The organism is Streptomyces sp. NPDC088400, from assembly GCF_044753355.1.
Lineage (GTDB): Bacteria > Actinomycetota > Actinomycetes > Streptomycetales > Streptomycetaceae > Streptomyces.
The window spans coordinates 123,209-142,373 of the sequence record NZ_JBIVMZ010000012.1; the positions used below are offsets into that span (position 1 = coordinate 123,209).

Genomic DNA, 19,165 nt, shown 5'->3' on the forward strand with positions numbered 1-19,165 from the left:
TCGTCAGCGGGTAGCTGCGGCTCGCTCACTCCCGCCACCAGTCGCGCAGCACCTCCTCGGCGGGCTTGCCGTGCGGTGTGTAGGCCAGGCGCCGCGCGGTCTCGCCGCTGTCCGGCCAGTCGTCCCACATCCACCAGCACACTCCGGCCCACCACGGCCGGCCGTCGAAGGCGGTCAGCAGGGACTGGTAGGCGGCGGACTGTTCGTCCGCCCCGGCGCGCCCGCTGACGGTCCAGGAGTACGGGGCCGCGGCGGTGCCGTGCTGGCTGACGTATCCGGCCTCGGTGAACAGGATCTTCTTGTCCTGCCGGGCGGCGAACGCGGCGAGTTCGGTGACGATCGGTTTCCAGCCCTTCGCCAGCCGCGCCGGGTCGGTCGTGGCGGAGTCCGCCAGTGGCCAGTAGGCGTCGATGCCGATCAGGTCGAGGGAGGTCCAGAACCGGATGCGGGCGTACTCGTCGTAGTTGGCGGCGTAGGTCAGCGGGCCCCGGTAGGTGTCGCGCACCGCGGCGATCACCTTCGTCCAGCGGCCGCGGTCGGTGGAGGTGCCGGCCAGTTCGGTTCCGACGGCGAACTGTTCCACGCCCAAGTCCTCGGCCAGCGCGGCGTAGTGGGTGATGAAGCGTTCGTAGGCGGTGAACCAGGCGTCCCGGTCGGCCGGCCGGATGCCGGCCCGGTCGCCGCCGTCCATCAGGTCCACATGCGGTTTGAGCATCACCTTCAGCCCGGCGGCGTGGGCCAGGCCGACGATCCGGCGCACACTGCGGTCGCTCGCCGTCTCCTCGCTGGTGTGCATGGTGGAACGGCCGGTCCCGTCCTGGTACCAGGTGGGGGTGAAGACCACCCACCGGGCGCCGGTGTCGGCGATCTGCCGCAGATAGGTCCGGGCCTCGGGCCGTTCGTAGTCGTCCGTGTTCCAGGCGGGCAGGGTGATCCCCCGTACCGGTTGCGACGGCCCCCCGCCGGGCGTCGCGGAGCCGGTGGGGCCGCCGGGCCGCGGGGCGTGCGGGGCGTTCCCGCCGGCCGAGCATCCGGTCAGGACGGCGACGGCGGCGGTCACCGCCGCGGTCGCCCGCCTCAGCGCTTTCATCGGGGCAGAGCCTTCCTCGGGCGTGGCCCGGGTGACACGCGCCGTTCCCGGCCCGCGCGAGGCGGACCGGGAACGGCGACGGGTGGTGAGTTCCGGACATGGGACGTGAGAGACATGGAACGTGAGAGCCGGGACTCACGAATCGTGAGATGTGGAGCGTGAGTTGTGCGGCGTGGGACCGGACCGCGTCAGATCAGGCTCTCGGGGCTGACGAAGGTGTAACCGAGCGCCAGAATGCCCTCCACGGTCTCCTTCAGCGGCTCGACGGGCTGGTAAGGGTGGTAGTAGAAACTGGCGAAACCGTCCCGCACGGCGAGGTTGGCCTTCGCGTTCTTGATCAGGTCGGCCGCCAGCCGGGGCGGGTTGTTGTTGTGGGCCTCCGGCTCGTAGCTGCCCAGGTTCTCCGGGAGCACCTTCGTGCCGTAGACGTCGGTGACCGGGTACGGGAAGAACTGCCCGAGGTAGCGGCTGTTGTCGGTCGGGGCGCCGCTCAGCGTCCCGGAGAAGTACAGCGGACGCTCCATCCGGGCCTCGAAGTTCTGCGCGAACACCTTGTAGTCGGTGGCCGAGGCGGCGTAGTGCGGTGTGGTCCACAGCTTCGGCTTGGGCAGGCCCACCCGCGCGAACTCGGCCAGGGCCGCGGTGACCCGTCCCTGCGCCCACTCGGCGGAGTCCTCGGTCGCCGGACCGTCGTAGACCACCGTGTCGGTGGCGTCCACGTGGGCCTGGAAGAACTCGAAGTCGTCGGCGGTCAGCCCGTTGTACGGGTTGTCCGCGTTCCCGTACTGGTGGGTGTAGCCGTGGTCCATCAGCACCGCGCCGTTGGCCAGCATGTACTTGAGGGTGTTCACCAGCGCGGGCCGCTGGGAGAGCCGGACGGTACGCGCCACGCCGTTGTTCTGGACACCCTTGGGGTCGCTGTACACCGGGATGACGTTGATGCCGTACGGGATGTTCTGCGACTTCAGGTAGTCGGCGACCGCGCGCATGCTGGTGGCGTCGGACATCGGTGTGATGTCCTCCAGGCGCACCATGGCCCGGTGCTGCTCGGCCGTCTGCGGGGCCAGCGCGTCGAAGAGCAGGTCCTGGAAGGCGAGGAGCCGGTCGGTCTCGGAGACATAGGTGAAGGGGATCTCACCGACGTACGTGAGGTTGCCGGAGCGGATCGCCCACGGGGAGGTCTTCTCCGTGCCCCCGGCCGTGTCCACCGCCTGGGCCACCTCGGTCACCTGCGGATAGCCCGCGCCGGTCTTGAGGGCGGGGTGGAGCACACCGCCGTCCTGGCCCGCCGGAATCTTGCGGGTGAGCTCCTGGCCCTTGTACTTGACCTTGGTGATCTCGCCGACGCTGCCGTTGTTCTCGTAGAACGAGGACGTCGGGTCCCAGCCGTACCGGAACTCGAACTCCTGGAGGCTGACGGAGTTCGCCATGTTCCAGATGTTCTCGCCGACCCAGACCACCGGCCGCTCGGACAGCAGGGTGTCCAGGTAGAAGTCGTCCGGCACGGCGTCGGGGAGCTCGTCGCCGTAGTAGGTGGAGCCGATGTAGACGGTGGCGTCGAAGGTCTCCATCAGCCCGGCGGTGTACTCCTGGACCGGCTTGGCGGTCACGGTGCCGAAGTGGCCGCCGAGGTTCGCCACCCCCATCGCGTAGAGCTCGCCGAGGTGTCCGAACGGGCCCGCCGTGTCGTACAGCACCAGCGTCTTCGCCTCGCCGGGCTCGGCGGCGCGCGGCGCTGTCGCGGCCCGCGGCGCTTTCCTGGCCTGCGGCCCGGTGGCCGGGAAGGAGAGCCGGGACGGCTTCGATGTCCGGTTCTCGCCGGTGTGTCCTGCGGCCTTCTCGGCGCGCCGTTCGGCGTCGGCGGACCGGTGCGCGGCGGCCCAGCCCTTGACATCCTCGGCGCGCACGCCGGTGGAGGAACCTTGCGGCGCCGACCGGTCGGCGTCCCCGCGCCCGTCCCGAGCGACCGCCGCCGTCGGCGCCAGGAACGCACCGCCCAGCAGGGCCGTGATGGCGAGAGCGATCAACGCCAGCCAGGCCGGCCGTGATCTTCTCCAGGGTCCACTCATACTCTTTACCCCCTCGATTTCGGTCCCGCATTGCGTGGAACGAGGCACTGGGAAAGCAAACGATCATGGCCGATTCGCGACGCCAGGATCGTGCCCGAGCCGTCACAAAATTCCACAGGCGGGAATACGGAGCTGAACAACCCCGATAGTTCTGACCATTCCTACCGGCTGTCAATGGGGCCTACGGGCATGGGTCCTACGGGCAGAAGATTGCGCTTTGAAAATTCAACAGAAGAACCCTCCTACCGAGGTGGGGTGTCTGGTACTTTCCGTAAGCGCGCAGAGGTCGGCCCGTTGGGGACGGGTCCAACGCCCCTGCGCCGAACCGAAGGTGGGGGTGGGGGGACCGATGTACGGTAGGTCTGCTTTGGGATCAGCGCTGCCCTTGGTGGGTCTGGCGGCGGCGCCGGAAATGATCCCGGGAATTCCGGTGGCCAGGGCTTTACAAGCGACCGCCGGGGCGGGCTTTCTGTTGTACTGCCTGGTTGTTTTCGGACTCCTGGTGGCCCGTTTGCGATTACGTGTCCGTCCCGCCGTGACCGATCCGAGCGCCGCCGGGCGGCCGGACCGGGCCACGGTGGACCAGTCGTGACCGATGAGCCCCTGATATGGGCCAGCATCGGCATCATCGCCATGGCCGGTACGTACAACTTCGGTCTGTTCCTGCTCTCCCGGCGCCGGGTGCCGCACCGTCCCGACTCCGGCGAGCAGCGTTTCTACGTCTTTCTGCTCGCCTGCCTCAACGAGGAGAAAGTGCTGGCCGAGAGCCTCGCCCGGATCACCGCGCTGCCCGCCGGGAACTGTGTCGCCCTGGTCATCGACGACGGCTCCGACGACCGGACGGCCGAGATCGCGCGGGCCGCGGATCCCGAACGGGTGTGGCTGCACCGGCGTGAGCTGCCGAACGCCCGGCACGGCAAGGGCGCGGCGCTCAACGACGGTGTGCGCCGACTGCGCGCCTCGGGCCTGCTCGGCAGCAGGGACCCGCAGGACGTGATCGTGTGCGTGGTGGACGCGGACGGCCGGCTGGACCGGCATGTGATCGAGGCGGTCGACCCGTTCTTCAACGACCGGCGGACCGGGGCCACCCAGATCGGTGTCCGGATGTACAACCGGCGGGCGGGACTGCTGGCCCGGCTCCAGGACATGGAGTTCGTCGTCTACGGCGACATCTTCCAGAGCGCCCGCCGCTTCATCGGCAGCGTCGGGATGGGCGGCAACGGCCAGTTCATGCGGCTGTCCGCGCTCGACTCGCTGGGCGAGGATCCGTGGAGCGACAGCCTGACCGAGGACCTGGATCTCGGGGTGCGGCTGATAGCACGCGGCTGGACCAACCAGCACTGCACCACGGCGGCGGTCTCCCAACAGGCCGTGCTGGACCTGCGGCGGCTGGTCCGCCAGCGCTCCCGCTGGTTCCAGGGGCACCTCCAGTCGGCCAACCTGGTCCCGCTGATACTGCGTGACGTGCCCGGCCGGGCGGCGATGGACCTGATCTACCACCTGTCCAGCCCGGTGCTGATCCTGCTCACCTCACTGCTGCCGCTGTCCTTCCTGGTCGCCGTACTCGGTACGGTCGCCGGCTCCATCCAGGCCGGCCGCCCGCTGGTCTCCGTGATGTGGTTCCTCGGCCCGTACGTACTGTCGTTCACCGCGGCCTGGATCTACGGGTTCGTGTACCGGGGGCGCGAGCGGTCGCTCGGCGCGCTCCACGCCGTCCTGCTCGGGCATATCTTCGTGCTCTACGGCTACATCTGGTTCGCGGCCGGGTGGTGGGGGCTGTGGCGGACCGTCACCGGCAAACGGACCTGGCTCAAGACCGCCCGTACCTGATCCGCGTACCGCACCACACCGCACGACCAGCACCGCGACCGGCGCCGCATCACACCGCGTCATCAGCACCACACCGCGCCGCCCGAACCGCACTGCGTACCTCGTACCTCGTACCTCGCACCGTGCCGTCCGATCCGTGGAACCGCGCACTGTGCTGTCCGAACCGTTCGTGCTCCTTCCGCTCACCTTGCCAGGGGAGACTCATGTCGTTATCAGAGAGACCCAGCAGATCAAGCAGACCCGGCGGACCTGACGGCCCCGTTCCCTCGTCCACGGACGCGGCACCCGGGCCCCGTCCCGCAGGGCCCGCTCCGGCCCCCCTCCTGAACCCCGTCCCGGCCCGGTCCGGCGCCGTGCGCGCCATGGTCGTGCTCGGCACCCGTCCGGAGGCGATCAAACTGGCCCCGGTGATCCGGGCGATGACCGCCTCCTCGCTGTTCCAGCCGGTGGTGGTGACCACCGGTCAGCACCGCGAGATGCTGCAGCAGATGCTCGGCATGCTCGGGGTCGGGGTGAAGTCCGACCTGGCGGTGATGCGGGACCGGCAGCGGCTGTCGGAGCTGACCGCGCGGCTGGTGGACGGGCTGGGCACGGCGATCCGGACCGAACGGCCCGACCTGGTGGTGGTCCAGGGCGACACCACCACGGCGCTGTGCGGCGCGCTGGCCGCCTTCTACGAGCGTGTCCCGGTGGCCCATGTCGAGGCGGGTCTGCGGACCGGTGTACTGGACAACCCGTTCCCCGAGGAGCTCAACCGCAGGCTGATCGGCCGGGTGGCCCGCTGGCACTTCGCCCCCACCGCACGGGCCGCGGGCCACCTGCGGGCCGAGGGCGTACCGGCCGAGCAAGTGATCACCACGGGCAACACCGTCGTCGACAACCTGCTGTGGGTCCTGGCGGAGGGCGCCGGGCGCAGCGCCTTCCGCACCGACGGCCGGCGGGTGCTGCTGACCCTGCACCGCCGGGAGAACCAGGGCGACCGGATGCGTTCGATGGGCGCCGCACTGCGCCGGCTGGCCGACCGGGGCGACGTGGAGATCGTGCTGCCGCTGCATCGCAGTCCGGCGGTACGGGAGGCCCTGCTGCCCGCGCTGGCCGGCCACCCGGGGGTGAGGGTGGTGGATCCGCTCGACTACCTGGACTTCGCCGCCACCCTGGAGGCCTGCGACCTGGTGCTGACCGATTCCGGCGGGCTCCAGGAGGAGGCTCCCAGTCTGGGCAAGCCCGCGCTGGTGCTGCGGACCACCACCGAGCGCCCGGAAGCGGTGGAGGCGGGGGCGGCCCGGCTGGTGGGCACCGACCCGGAGACGATCCTGGCCGCCGCCGAGCGGCTGCTGGACGACCCGGACGCGTACCGGCGGATGGCCGGGGCGGGGAACCCGTTCGGCGACGGCCACGCCGCCGAACGTATCGTGGCCCGGCTCACCGAGGACTTCGGCGGTGAACCCGCCCCGGAAACGGCCTACTTGGGCGAGTGGGCGAGTATCCGGGACACGGCGGCGGAGAACGGACGCACCTCACGTGACACGGCCGTCGCGTCCGCTGCCGCCGCCTCCGTCGCCTCGGCCGTCGTTCCCGCACCGGGGCGGGGCGACCCGGCCGGCTCGTATGATCCGGTGGCATGACATCCGTACGGTGGCGTACCTGTCTGCGGATCGGGGGGCTCCTGCTGGCCGTCGCCCTCGTGGTGAGCGGTGGGCTGGTGCTGGCCGGGGTCTGGGACGAGGAACGGCGGCCCGAGCCGGTCGAGTCCTGGCAGGACGGTTCGGTGCACGGCCCCTGGCGGTCGGTGTTCCACGGCTACGGCGGCAACACCGGCGGGGCGGACGAACTGACGCTCGCCCCCCGCGCAGCCCGCGAACGGAGCCGTACACACGCCGGCCTGGTGGTTTCCACCGCCCGGTACGAGCGCCTGGACTACCGCGCCCGGATGCGCACCGTCGAGCAACTGCGCGCGACCGACCCCAACCCGTGGGAAGTGGCATGGCTGGTGTGGGCGTACACCGACCCGGAGCACTTCTACTACCTGGCGCTCAAACCCAACGGCTGGGAACTGGGCAAGCGCGACCCCGAGTACCGGGGCGGTCAGCGGTTCCTGGCCACCGGTACTCCCCCGTTCCCGGTCGGCGACTGGTCGGACGTCCGGGTGCGGCAGCGCGGCCCGCGGATGACGGTGGAGGTGGACGGCCGTACGGTGGCGGACTTCACCGACCGGGAACGCCCGTACACGGAAGGCAGTGTGGGCGGGTACACCGAGGATGCCCGCGTGGAGTTCCGTGACATCAGCGTCTCGCCGGAGCGGTCGGCCACCGCCGCGCGGATGCGATGAAATGCGCGGCCGGGGGTGCTCGGCCGGTGTCAGTGTCGGTGTCAGTTCCGGTGTTACGGCGGTATGGGGCACCGGAACTGACACCGACACCGGCATTCGCCTTTCCGACGGCGGACATCGACTGGCGGACATCGACATCGCCGATATCGAACTCGCGTTTTAGCAATTAATTCAGGCCGTAGGCACAGCAGTTCGAGTTCCGGTTCGAAAAGCGGGGCAGCCCTCGCATCGACGCGGGCTTCAGCCGTTCACCCCCTGGTACCGGTGGACGCTCGCGTTCCACAGCAGCCGACTCGCCACGAAGGCGACGAGCCCGACGGCGGGAGCGGCGAAGGCGAGCGGGACGGGGACGGCGGTGCCGTCGAGGTGACCGGTGATGACGGCGGCGGGGAGGTAGGCGATGAACGCGACCGGCAGCACGTAGGTGAGAAGGAGCTGGGCGGCCGCCGGGAGGATGCTCAGCGGATACACCGCGAACGTCGCCATCACGTTCTGCACCCACCACGACCAGAACTGCCAGCCGGGGAAGTGCAGCGCCACGCTCGACATCACGATCACCACGGCGGCCTCCAGCAGGAATCCGCCCAGCACCCCGGCCACGAGGTAGGCGATCCGCAGCCCGGTCCACGGCAGGTCGAACCACATCACCGACACGGTGAGCATGGTCGCGGCCACGGCGAGGTCTCCGAACGCGTTGACGCCGAAAGAGGACAGCTGGACCTGGCGGAACACCGACAGCGGCCGCAGCAGGTAACCGTCGATCCGTCCCTCGCGGACGATCCGGCCGACCATGTCGACGGGCCCCAGGATCAGCGTGACGAGGCCATGGCTGAACAGGCGCATACTCGCGATCAGCAGCACCTGCTGGCTCGACCAGCCGCCGAGGCCCGGGAAGCGCACCAGCAGTACCGAGGCGAAGACCACCACGGACGCCTGCCACACGACCCCCAGGGCGATGCCCATGACGAATTCGGTGCGGTACTCAAGTGCCGCGCGCAGGTTCATCTTCGTGATGGACCAGGCGATGCGCAGCCTTCGTGCCCGGCGGGTCCCCCTGAGTCCTTCCTTGACGGCGTGATTCATGTCAGCCGCCCTGGACCAGAACGCGCCGGGCCGCCCGCGCCCACATCCAGCGGGTCAGGACCGCCAGCGCGGCCACCCACGCCACCTGCACGGCCACCTGCCCGGGGACACCCGGCATCGGGACGCGCCCGGTGTAGATGGACATGGGGACGCTGATGATGCCCTGGAAGGGCAGTACGGAACTCATGGTCCGGAACCAGTCGGGGAAGAACCACAGGGGCGCGAAACCGCCCGCGAGCAGCGTCTGCACGAACTCCATCAGTTTGACGAGCTGGCGGTTCATCACCGTCCAGAAGCACAACAGGTCCACCACCAGGCGCAGTTGGTGGGCGATGACCTGGCCCAGCAGCAGGCTCACCGCGGACGCCACCGCCGCCTGGGCCGAGACGGGGGGCGCCACGACGCCGAGGCTCAGGCAGACGGTGTACCCGGCCGCGAGCCAGAGCATGGCGTAGGCGATCTCTCCGCAGGAGCGCGCCAGGTGATAGCGGCGGGGCGACATGGGACGCACGAACCAGTACAGGATGGTGCCGGCGTACACGTGGTCGGCGACCGTGTCCGACGTCGTGGTACCGACGCGCAGGTGCGTCACCATGGCCGCGAGAACGGCGTAGGTCACCGCCTGTTCGTAGGTCACACCCGCCGCCGTCGGGGTCCGCGCGTACAGGGCCCGCCACAGGGCCGAGGCCAGGAAGACCCAGATGGCGAGTCGCACCACCGTGCCCATCAGCCGACCGGGCAGCAGGGTCTCGGTCATCGGGGTGAGCCGGGCCACCAGCCAGTGGCGGCGGGGCAGGACCGCGCCCCGGATCACCGGCCGCTCCTCCCCTGCCCGCTGCCCGCCGGCGCGGCGGCGGGCAGGGCGGCCCGGTCCTCCGCGGTCCGGGTGGACCGGTACACCGCTCGCATCACGTCCTCCAGGTCGTCCGTCTCCACCGCGACGCTCTCGACGTGGAAGGCGCGCACGACCCGCGCCAGCGCGTCGTCCACCCGTATCGGGTCGGGGGCGCCCTCGTGCGGGCCGAACACCACCACAGGGCCGTCCTCGCGGACGACTCGAATGCCGGGAAGGTCACGGCACGGCCCCGGACCGAGCAGCGTCACACGCAGACGCCACGAGCCGCCATAGTCGCGCCGGATGTTGTCGAGGGAGTCGTCCACGATGACGCGTCCGTCGTTGATGACCAGTACCCGGGCGGCCAGTTGGGCCACCTCGGCCATGTCGTGCGTGGTGAGCAGGACAGTCCGTCCGCGGTCGCGCACCTGAGCCCGCAGGAACTCCCGGACCTGCTCCTTCACCACCGCGTCCATGCCGATGGTCGGCTCGTCCAGGAACACCACGGGCGGGTCGTGCAGCAGCGCGGCGGCCAGGTCGCAGCGCACTCGCTGTCCCAGGGAGAGATGCCGCACGCGGGTGTCCCAGAAGTCCGACAGGCGCAGCAGGTCGTCGAATTCGGCGAGCCGCCGGCGGTAGGCCCGCGGGTCGACCTCGAAGATGTCCCGCAGTATCGCCAGCGAGTGGCGGGCGGGCAGGTCCCACCACAACTGGGTGCGCTGGCCGAACACCGCGCCCACGTTGTGGGCGTTGCGCTCCCGGTCCCGGTGCGGCACCAGGCCCGCCACCCGCAGTTCGCCGGAGGTCGGCACGAGGATGCCCGTGAGCATCTTGATCAGCGTGGACTTGCCCGCGCCGTTCGGGCCCAGCAGCGATACGAGCTGCCCCTCGGGCACGTCGAAGGACACCTCCCGTACGGCGGCTCTGGCGACCCTGCGCGGCGCCACCAGGGAACCGAGCGCCCCCAGGACACCCGGTCTGCGCGTCACCGTGTGGAACACCTTGCACAGGTCCCGGACCTGGATCACCGGGCCGCCGCGCCTCTCTCGGGACCCGTCGGCACCGGTCCGGTCCGGTGCGGCCCGCCTGCCGTCACGCATGCGACGCACCCCCATGACCCGCCCGGCCGAGCGCCTGCCGGTAGAAGGCGAGGGTCGCGCGCGTCATCGGCTCCATGGTGTACCGCTGCTCGAACTTCCTGCGGGCCGCGTCCGCGCAGCGGTCGGCGACGTCCTTGTTCCCCAGCAGGTACGCGACGGCTTCGGCCAGTTCCCGCGGTGCCCCGGGCGCCACCAGCAGCCCGTCGACCTGATCGGTGATCAGCTCGGTCACTCCTTCCACCGTGGTGGTGATCACCGGGATGCGGCTGGCCATCGCCTCCAGGACAGTCAGCGGACACGCCTCCGACCTCGGCTTCGACGGGGCGATCAGTGCCGCCGCGCCCAGCCGGGGGTGGATGACGTCGAGTACCTCCCCGTGGAAGACCACCACGTCGTCGAGCCTCCTGTCCGTGACGAGGGCGCGGTATTCGGCCGACTGCGGGCCGTCTCCGAAGACGTGCAGCACGGGGCAGTCCGGGCCGGACCGTTCGCGCAGCAGCTCCATGGCGGCGATGGCGGTGTCGAGTCCCTTCGGCTCGGCCAGGCGTGCGGCGTAGACCAGATGACGCCTGCCGTCCCGGGGAAGCAGGTGGCCGGGCTCGCAGTCCGCGGGGTCGGGCACGCCGTTGGGGATGTGGACCACCCGCTCCGGGGGTACCCCCTCGCGCACCAGCAGGTCCCGGGCGGCGCCCGCCACGGTGATGACATGCAGATCAGTGCCGGTCATCAGGTCTCGGTCGTACGGCGCGAGTTTCACCACGTGCTGGGTCTGGACGAGAGGCACGTCCAGCCGCCGCGCCAGCAGACTCGCGATCCCCAGACCGGCGCTGGGCAGATGGGCGTGGATGAGGTCGGGCCGCAGGGCCGCGACGCGCGGGTGTGCCTGGACCGCCGCGTCCGCCAGGGCGTGCTGCCGCGAGACGTCCTTCTTCTCCGCCAGGTGCAGATCGGTGTCCACCAGGACGGGAATGGACCATTTCTCGCAGGCCTCGGACAGGCGCCCGTGCCTCGTGGTGAGGACGACCGGGTCCCAGCCGCACTCCCGCTGCCGCCGGGCCAGCGTGAGAACCGACCGCACCACACCGTTGACCGTCATCGATGTAGCGGCATGAAGTACGCGTGGCACCGCTGCTCCTTCTCGTTCCCGGGGACGGCGGCCGGTGTTCACGACGGCGGAACGGGACGGGCGGGCGGCCCGCCGTGGCGTCCGGCGCCGTGCAGCGCCCGTACCGCACAGGTCGTGGCCACCACGGCCGCCCTGGCGCAGGCCAGTGCCTCGCGTGCCAGCCGGACGGCCTCCTGGTCACCGTGGCTGTCCTGTTGGGCTCTGTCCGAGGCGGCGGCGATCTGCAGTGCCGCCTCCAGCGAGGCGATACCCGCCTCCCTGAGAGCGTCGCCGCGGTCGCCGGTGCTCATCAGCTCGTCCAGGGCGGCGGCGATGAGCCGTGTGGTCGACGGCACCGCCTCAGCCTGTTCCGTCACGGCCCGCTCACGCGTCGAAGTCACTGTCAGGAATCCCATCGGACGTATCGGAGGGCGCGGGGCCCGGCCGGCCGGCGGGGCGCGGCGCGAGAGCCGGGTCCGGCGCCGCCGGTCAGGAGTCGCCGCCGAGCACTTCCTCGCGCACCCACTCGACGACTTCGTCCACCATGGCCTCCAGCGTCATGGCGGGGTCGAACCCCAGCAACCGCTTGGCCTTCCCTATGTCGGGGTGGCGCGCCCGCACGTCGTTGGGAAAACCGGGCACGTGCTCCAGGACCAGTGACACGCCCGGGTTGACCCTGTCCCACACAAGTCGCGCGAGCCCCTCGATGGTGCGGCCGTGGGGGCCGGAGAGGTTGAAGTCCTCGTTGGCCGCCGCTTCCCGCTCCATGGCGAGGGCGATTCCGGTCGCCATGTCGCGTGCGTAGGTGAAGGTACGGAACTGCTGTCCGTCCCCGAGGATGCGGAAGGGATTCTCGCGCCGCAGGGCACGCTCGGCGAAATCCGGAATCACATGGCCCCGGACGAGGCCCTGTCCGGTCTCCCCGTGGGCCGTCAGGCGCTCGCCGGCGCCCACGCAGTTGAAGGGCCGGACGATCGTGTAGGGCAGGCCGTACTGCTCCCGGGCGGCCTTCGCGTAGTACTCGACGGCGAGTTTCTGGAAGCCGTACGCGGTGGCCGGCGGGGGGAATTCGAGCTGGTCGCCCTCCGTGATGTTCCCGTCCTCGACCTTCTCGAAGACCATGGAGGAGCTGACGTAGGTCACCTTGCGGAGCGCTCCCGTGCGGTGTGCCTCGATACCGGCGTAGGCCGCGGCGCTCACCAGCCGGTTGTTCTCCGCCAGGATGTCCAGGGGCAGTTCGGCCATGTACCGTACGCCGCCGATCAGGGCGGCGTTCGCGATGAAGTGCTCGCAGCCGTCCAGGAGTTCACGCAGGAGCGTCCGGTCCCCGGCGTCGCCGAGGACCGAGGTGTACCGGGGGTGGTCCGGCAGGGACCGGGCGGGCCGCCCGTACTTGGAGAGATTGTCCAGCCCGACCACGGTGTGGCCGCGGGCCAGGAGTTCCTCGACGAGGTATCCGCCGATGAACCCCGCCGCGCCGGTCACGAGCACCTTCGTCATGTCGTGTGCCACCAATCGGTCAGCCGGGTCGGGATACGAGGAACTGGCCCTCGCCGAACGCGAGGTAGGTCGTACCCTGCGGAAGCTTCCCGCTCTCCCGGGCGTGCAGGGCCCATACGTCGTAGATGACACAGCCGGTGTCGGCGTGCCCGGCCACGTCCGCCAACGGCATGTCGGCGTAGTCCTTGTGGTTGGTGCCGATGATGACCACCTGGGCCCCGTAGACCGTCTCCTTGACGGTGGCGCAGGGCTCGTAGCCGAGATCGCTCTGCCGTTGCCTGCTCACCAGCGGATCGTGCGAACGGACCCTGGCCCGGGGGAAGCGTTCGCGGATGCGGTCGATCAGGTCGACGGACGGGGACAGGCGCGCGTCGTCCGTCGGGGGGTCGCCCTTGAACGCGACGCCCAGCAGCGCGATGTCCGGCGGGCCGGTGGCCGTGAGTTCCCGCGCGTGGTCCAGGATCACCTCGGCCATCCGGGACGGCACGCCGTCGTGTAACCGCGAGACGCTGTCCAGCAGCGGGGAGGCGCTGGGGGTGAAGTCCCCGAACGCCCGGGCGAGGATCTTCGCGTCCTTCGGCAGGCATGATCCTCCGGCCGGTCCGGGCAGCGGTATGGCTCCCCGTCCGTATCCGCTGGAGGCGGCCCGGTGGGTCTCGCTCATGCTGACACCCACGCTCTCGCACAGCCGGGCCAGTTCGTTGGCGAAGGCGAATATCGTGTACCGGAAGGAGTTGCAGGCGAGTTTGGCCATCTCCGCCGTCTCCGGTTCCGCGACGTCGACGATCCGGTCCGTCAGATCCTGGAAGAGCCGGGCGGCCCTGGCCCGGGCGCGGACGCTGTCGCCCGCGACGATCTGGGGGAGGCTGCGCAGTTCCTCGACCGCGAGCCCCTGCACGGTCCGTTCGGGGCAGAAGGCGATGTCGAGGTTCCGGCCCTCGGCCGCCAGGTAGCGGTCCCGGAGCCGCCGGGTGGTGCCGACCGGGACGGTGGAGCGCAGCACCACGAGGGCTCCGTCGCCGGCCACCTCGGCGAGCTCCTTGATGACGGATTCCACCTGGGCGAGGTCGGGCCGTCCGTCGTTGTCGACGGGGGTGCCGACACACACCACGTACGCGTCTATCGCGGGATCGCCCGGGATGGTGTCGAGGACGCGCAGCCGTCCGCTGTCGATGGCCTCCTCCAGCTGAAGTCCGTCTTCGTGTACGTGTGAGGTCTTCTCGGAGAGCATCCGGCAGATCTCCCGGTCGCGCTCGACGCCCACCACGTGCCGGCCGCGCGCGGCCAGCGTGACGGCCAGGGACGTTCCCACGTAGCCGAGGCCGATCACGCACACCTTGTGCGGCCCGGTGCCTGATTCACCCACTGTCGTTGCTTCCTTCCTTGTGGCAGGGCCCCTGTCAGGGGGCGGTGGGCGCGGCGGAGGAGGCGGGCCGGTCACGCAGGACCACGATCCGGTCGTCCAGGACGATGAAGTCCAGTCCGATGACGTGGGCTGCCTTCAGCGCGTCGGCGGGGGCGTCGACCAGGGGCTCGCCGCGGGTGTTGAAGGACGTGTTGATCAAGACCGGTTCGGCGCCGGCCGCCCGCATCGCCAGGAGCACGTCATGGACGATGCCCGTGTCGCTGTCGGCGACCTGGGGACGTGCCGTGCCGTCGACGTGGCTGATGGACGGAACGGTGGCGCGGCCGGTCGCGCTGACCTCCGCCGCCCCGACCATGTACCGGTGCAGCAGCGGGCCGGCCTTCCAGTGGACGTCCTCGCACTCGGCCAGTCCGACCGGGCCCAGGGGCCGCCACAGTTCCCTGCCCTTCGCGGTGTTGACCCGGTCCTTCATCGCGGCGCTGCCCGGATAGGCGATGATCGACCGATGGCACAGGGCTCGCGGCCCCACCTCGGCCCTGCCCGTCACGACGGCGCCGATCTGGCCGTCCAGCAGGCGCGCGGCGATGTCGGCGGGGTCGGCGCCGCCCGCGGTCAGCCCCGCCGTGTCCAGTTCCCGGTCGACGTCCTGCCGCCGCAGGGGACGACCGAGGTACGGGTCGAGCGGGCGGCCGGTGTATTTCGGTGGTGCCACGGTCCAGGCGGCGCCCAGGGAGACGCCGATGTCGCCCGCGACCGGGGGCACGTAGACCGTCCCGGGAAGCAGGCCGTTGGCGGAGCAGTTCAGGGCCACGCCACCGGACAGGCACAGGTCCTGGATGCCGGTCGTGCGCCGGGCGTTCGCCGCCAGCAGTCCCATGACCTCCTGCAAGCTGTGCTGTGCGCTCCATGCCAGCCGTACCGCGTCCTCGTCCTCGTGGAGGACGTCCGACGGCGTTCCGCGGTAGCTGAAACCCAGCCGTGCGAAGTGCTCGTGCCACGCCTTGATGACCTCGCCGTGGGTCGCGTGTTCCGGCAGGTCGAAGGGGGGCGACCAGGCACCGTCCGCCACGTCGAACACCGGGAGGGGCGCCACGCCGCGGGCCCGGCCGTACGCGGCCAGTCCCATCGTCTTGCCGGCCTCCAGGAAGTACAGCCCGATCGCACGCGACACGGCGTCGTACATGTAGCCCACGGAGTGCGGCAGGGGCCACCGCGCGTGGCGCTTCATCGGCCGGCCGTACGCGGCGGAATAGATGGAGACGCTCTCCTCGTCACCGTTCCCGTCGACCACCACGACGGCGGCCTCCCGCATGCCGGAGGCGTAGAAGGAGAGCTGGGCGTGCGCGAGGTGGTGCGGTACGTAGACCACGTCCGGATAGTCGAACGGGCCGAAGCTGTGCCCGAGACACCGCTCGACGAAGTCGCGGGTGTCGCCGAACTGCCAGGTTCTGCCGGGCAGCGGGGGATCGAGCCGGTCGAGGTCGGTGCGGGCGGCCTGGCGCGGAAGGTCCCAGCCCAGTGCGATGACGTCGATGTCCCGCGGTGTGATGCCCACCAGGTCCAGGCACGCCTGCACCGCGTTGCGCGGATACACGTGCACCCCGTGCTTGACCCGGCTGACGCGCTCCTCCTCGATGAGGGCGTGCACCGTGCCGGTCTCGTCGATCAGGCACGCCGCGGTGTCGTGCCAGCCGAGGGGAGGCGCGTTCAACCCAAGAATCCACATGGCTTCTCCGTTGTTCCGGTCACAGCGGCCCTTGGTCGTCGGGAAAGATGCGGTCGGTGTTCACCGGACCGGTTCTGCTGGGACGTCCCATCCAGTGGCGCGGTATCCCGTCCACGACGCCCAGACCCTGCCAGGCGTCGTAGCCGAGGAGCGCCCGTGCCCTCGGTGACAGCCCGGAGCGGATCTCCGGGTCGAGCGACCGGAAGACGTTCTCCTGTTGTCTGAGGAACGGCACGCAGTAGTAGGCGAAGATGCCGTGCCGGTGCTGGTCCTGGGAGGTGTTGACGCCGGTTCCGTGCCACACGCGGCCGTCCAGCAGGGCGATGCCGCCGGCCGGGCCGGTGATGGAGACGGTGCGGATGTCCTCGGTGACCGGTCTGCGGCCGAGCAGATGCGTTCGGGGTATGACGCGGGTGCCGCCGTTCTCCTCGGTGAAGTCGTCGAGCATCCATACGACCTGGAGCGTGGCCGCGTAGGTCCACGGCTCGGTGATGTACTGCTGGTCGGTGTGCAGAAGTTGGGGGACGTTGTCCGGGTGGGCGACGTTCGCCGTGATGCTGGACAGCAGCGGATGCGGTCCCAGCACCCGCTCGGCGAACTCGACGGCGACGGGGTGCTCGATCAGGTCGACGAAGCACGCGCCCCGGTTGAGCAGGTTGAACACCCGCTGGTTTCCGTTGGAGAACCACGCCTGCCCACTGTGCTGCTCCCGCTCGGCCACCTCGGCGACGCAGCCGCGCAGTTCCTCGACCTCCCGCGGGCTCAGCACGTCCGGGATGGTGGCGAATCCCTCGGTGTCCAGATCCTTCATGGCCCGCTCCACGGCGTCGTCCCGCGCCGCCCAGTCCCATGTCCTCATATCCCCGATCCCTGTGTCTGTGGTGGCCGGTCCGCCGGGATCAGCCGCGACGGACGCCCTGCCAGTGACCGCCAGGCGTCGCCCAGGTCGCGGGCCGTCTCCTCCCAGGTGGTCAACTCGGCGGCGGCCGCCCGTTGGGCCCTGCTGCGACGGTCCCTGGACGTCGCGTCCTCCAGAAGGGCGACGACCGCGCCGGCGAACGCCTCCGGCTCGTCGTGCACCGCCATCTGGGCGGTGATGCCGCCGGGGAAGCCCTGGGCCCCCACCGGGCTGGTCACCACCGGAACCCCTCTGGTGACCGCTTCGAGCATCTTGAGTTTCACCCCGCCCCCGACCCGCAGGGGGCAGACGAACAGGTCCGCCGCGTCGAGGGTGTCGCGGATGGAGTCGACGAAGCCCGTCACATCGACCCGCGTCCGCCCGGCGGCCAGCCGTCGGATCTCGTCGCTGGGGCCGCGTCCCACGAAGGACAGCCGGGCGGCCGAGTACCGGTCGGCGACTCGTGGCCAGATCTCGGTGAGCAGGTGTACCGCCGCGTCGTGCGTGGGCGGATACGTGTAGTCGCCGACGAACACCACCGACAGCTCCTCCCCGGGCGGCGCGGCGGTGCGCCGGTCCGCCTCGGGGGACAGCAGGTCGAGGTGGTCGCACCCGTGGGGCACGTACACCGGTCTGATGTCCGGGGCGACTTCGCGCATGTGGTCGTAGTCGTCCTGGCTGACCACTCCGCACAGGTCCGCCCGGTGCCACTGCTCCCGTTCCAGCCGCTCGGTGGCGCGCCAGGTGTCCAGGCCACCGGCCAGGGCGTCCCACTGCCGGTCGATGAGGTATTCGATGTTCTCCTCGACCAGCATGACCGCCGGGAGCGGCGCCCCTCGTGCGTCCGAGCCGGTCGGCGGGTCCGGAACGGGAAGGTACTGCATCATGTAGTAGCCCTCGACGTGCACCAGGTCGACGGCGCCGGAGTCCAGCATCTCCGCCACGTCCTGCCGCATGCGGTGGCTGCGCTGCTGCCACATCCGCTGCGGGATCGGCTCGGGCCGGTCCGCCGGCGGGTCGGCCTCGTAGAGCCGGACGGAGTCGCAGTATCGGCCCATCTCGGCGACGCCGGTGGCGTCCACTTCCAGGAACCTGGTGCAGACCCACAGATGGATCGAGAAGTCCCGGCTCAGCCTCTTGATCATGTTGTATTCGCGGAGCTGGCCTCCGCTCAGTGGCGGAGAAGACATTCTCGAAGTGATGTACAAGACCGACGGCTTCTTCACTGTGCTCCCTCCGTGGGGCGGACTCCAGTGGCGTACTCGTCCCGGGCTCAGAAATTGTTCAGCAGAGCCTGGAGGTAATTTTCCAGACGTGCGATGTCGGTCGCGCCGAATGACGACTCGATGGGTTCCGGCGTGAGATCGACAAGGGTGCGCAGATCCCAGTAGGGGTGGTGGGAGAATCGACCGGGGGCGTTTTTGGTATAAGCCGCCAGGAATTCGTCGGCGGCTTCCTTTCCATACCCCACGACAAGGTTCCAGCGCATATGGGCGATATCGATGGAGGCGGGCCCCTGGGAGGCGTATCCCCAGTCCACGATCCCGGTGAGCCGACCCTCGGTCCACAGGGTGTTGCCGAAGTGGTAGTCCCGGTGGATCAGGCACGACTCCTCCGGCGGCGGGCCCGCGGCCACGATCTCGAAGGCACGCAGCCACAGGTCGGGGTGCCGGCACGGGGCCGGCACCCTGGGGTCCTCCAGGGAGTTGTACGGACGGTAGGGCGGCAGCTCCTGTTTCACGCGCAGTTGGTGCGTCTCGACGGCCGCGAGCGCGAGTTGCTCCAGGAAGGAACCGAGATCGGCGGGCCCGGGGTCCGGCGCGCTTCCCGGCAGAAAGCTCATGAGCAGTGCCGGCACATCGCAGTGCCGGCCCCGTTCGTCAGCCGCCAGCGGCCGCGGCGTGGCGAACGATGTGGCGGCGACGGTCCGCAGCGCCAGCGCTTCCCGCGCCACGGTGAAATCCGGGTCCGTCACCTGCCAGTCGGGGCGCGCCCACCGACGCAGAACCACGGTGTGGAATTCCCCCCGAGGATCCTTCAGAACAATAGCGTGAATTGCGCTGGAAACACCACCGGTCAGCCGCCGAATTTCGGTGACCGTACTCCCCGGTTCGAAGGTGCCACGCACCCATTCGACCGCCGCCGACGGTGGCACGGCGGTCAGATACGGCTTTTCCGGTGCTGTTCCCACGGTCTTTCCTTTCGCGAACCTGATTCAGCGGTGGGCGGCGCCC

16 protein-coding genes are annotated in these 19,165 nt (G+C 70.2%); 3 read left to right on the top strand and 13 right to left on the bottom strand.

From position 1 onward, the window contains the following. Positions 1-25: 25 nt before the first annotated feature. Positions 26-1,090: a glycoside hydrolase family 113 gene (locus tag ACIQD6_RS27515; RefSeq protein WP_401887173.1), complete on the bottom strand. Its 1,065-nt coding sequence runs from the start codon at positions 1,088-1,090 to the stop codon at positions 26-28. A gap of 188 nt (positions 1,091-1,278) precedes the next feature. Next, a complete protein-coding gene (locus tag ACIQD6_RS27520; protein ID WP_401887176.1) occupies positions 1,279-3,159 on the bottom strand; it encodes a DUF2334 domain-containing protein in 1,881 nt (626 codons plus the stop codon). Positions 3,160-3,747: 588 nt separating this feature from the next. On the opposite strand from ACIQD6_RS27520, the gene ACIQD6_RS27525 reads away from it, so the two are divergent. From ACIQD6_RS27525 to ACIQD6_RS27535, 3 genes are all read left to right on the top strand, one after another. Further along, positions 3,748-4,989 carry a glycosyltransferase family 2 protein gene (locus ACIQD6_RS27525; protein ID WP_401887179.1) on the top strand — a complete coding sequence of 414 codons (1,242 nt, stop codon included), beginning with the start codon at positions 3,748-3,750 and terminating at the stop codon, positions 4,987-4,989. Positions 4,990-5,351: 362 nt separating this feature from the next. After that, positions 5,352-6,614, top strand: coding sequence for a non-hydrolyzing UDP-N-acetylglucosamine 2-epimerase (gene wecB / locus ACIQD6_RS27530; RefSeq protein ID WP_401887516.1), 1,263 nt, complete (start codon positions 5,352-5,354; stop codon positions 6,612-6,614). Then, positions 6,611-7,318 (top strand): family 16 glycoside hydrolase, encoded by a 708-nt coding sequence (locus tag ACIQD6_RS27535; protein WP_401887181.1) that lies wholly within the window; start codon positions 6,611-6,613, stop codon positions 7,316-7,318. The genes wecB and ACIQD6_RS27535 overlap by 4 nt, the downstream gene beginning before the upstream one ends. 240 nt (positions 7,319-7,558) lie before the next feature. On the opposite strand, the gene ACIQD6_RS27540 is transcribed toward ACIQD6_RS27535, so the two are convergent. The 11 genes from ACIQD6_RS27540 to ACIQD6_RS27590 form a co-directional block, all read right to left on the bottom strand. Continuing rightward, a complete protein-coding gene (locus ACIQD6_RS27540; RefSeq protein ID WP_401887183.1) occupies positions 7,559-8,401 on the bottom strand; it encodes an ABC transporter permease in 843 nt (280 codons plus the stop codon). Position 8,402: 1 nt separating this feature from the next. Continuing rightward, positions 8,403-9,215 carry an ABC transporter permease gene (locus tag ACIQD6_RS27545; protein WP_401887186.1) on the bottom strand — a complete coding sequence of 271 codons (813 nt, stop codon included), beginning with the start codon at positions 9,213-9,215 and terminating at the stop codon, positions 8,403-8,405. Then, positions 9,212-10,336, bottom strand: coding sequence for an ATP-binding cassette domain-containing protein (locus ACIQD6_RS27550; protein ID WP_401887188.1), 1,125 nt, complete (start codon positions 10,334-10,336; stop codon positions 9,212-9,214). The genes ACIQD6_RS27545 and ACIQD6_RS27550 overlap by 4 nt, the downstream gene beginning before the upstream one ends. Beyond that, entirely contained in the window at positions 10,329-11,462 is a 1,134-nt protein-coding gene (locus ACIQD6_RS27555; RefSeq protein WP_401887191.1) for a glycosyltransferase family 4 protein, read from the bottom strand. Before ACIQD6_RS27555 ends, ACIQD6_RS27550 begins: the two co-directional genes overlap by 8 nt. Before the next feature lie 38 nt (positions 11,463-11,500). Further along, positions 11,501-11,857 carry a hypothetical protein gene (locus ACIQD6_RS27560; protein WP_401887194.1) on the bottom strand — a complete coding sequence of 119 codons (357 nt, stop codon included), beginning with the start codon at positions 11,855-11,857 and terminating at the stop codon, positions 11,501-11,503. Positions 11,858-11,930: 73 nt separating this feature from the next. Further along, a complete protein-coding gene (locus ACIQD6_RS27565; RefSeq protein WP_401887196.1) occupies positions 11,931-12,941 on the bottom strand; it encodes an NAD-dependent epimerase/dehydratase family protein in 1,011 nt (336 codons plus the stop codon). A 19-nt stretch (positions 12,942-12,960) separates the two neighbouring features. Then, positions 12,961-14,307, bottom strand: a complete 1,347-nt coding sequence (locus tag ACIQD6_RS27570; RefSeq protein ID WP_401887198.1) for a nucleotide sugar dehydrogenase — start codon at positions 14,305-14,307, stop codon at positions 12,961-12,963. A gap of 34 nt (positions 14,308-14,341) precedes the next feature. Further along, positions 14,342-16,018 (bottom strand): carbamoyltransferase C-terminal domain-containing protein, encoded by a 1,677-nt coding sequence (locus ACIQD6_RS27575; protein WP_401887201.1) that lies wholly within the window; start codon positions 16,016-16,018, stop codon positions 14,342-14,344. Between the two features lie 34 nt (positions 16,019-16,052). Next, the gene (locus ACIQD6_RS27580; protein WP_401887204.1) at positions 16,053-16,892 is read right to left on the bottom strand and encodes a phytanoyl-CoA dioxygenase family protein; all 840 of its coding nucleotides are present in this window, start codon (positions 16,890-16,892) and stop codon (positions 16,053-16,055) included. After that, positions 16,889-18,121: a glycosyltransferase gene (locus ACIQD6_RS27585; RefSeq protein ID WP_401887206.1), complete on the bottom strand. Its 1,233-nt coding sequence runs from the start codon at positions 18,119-18,121 to the stop codon at positions 16,889-16,891. Before ACIQD6_RS27585 ends, ACIQD6_RS27580 begins: the two co-directional genes overlap by 4 nt. A gap of 83 nt (positions 18,122-18,204) precedes the next feature. After that, positions 18,205-19,122 (bottom strand): phosphotransferase family protein, encoded by a 918-nt coding sequence (locus tag ACIQD6_RS27590; RefSeq protein WP_401887209.1) that lies wholly within the window; start codon positions 19,120-19,122, stop codon positions 18,205-18,207. Positions 19,123-19,165 lie beyond the last annotated feature (43 nt).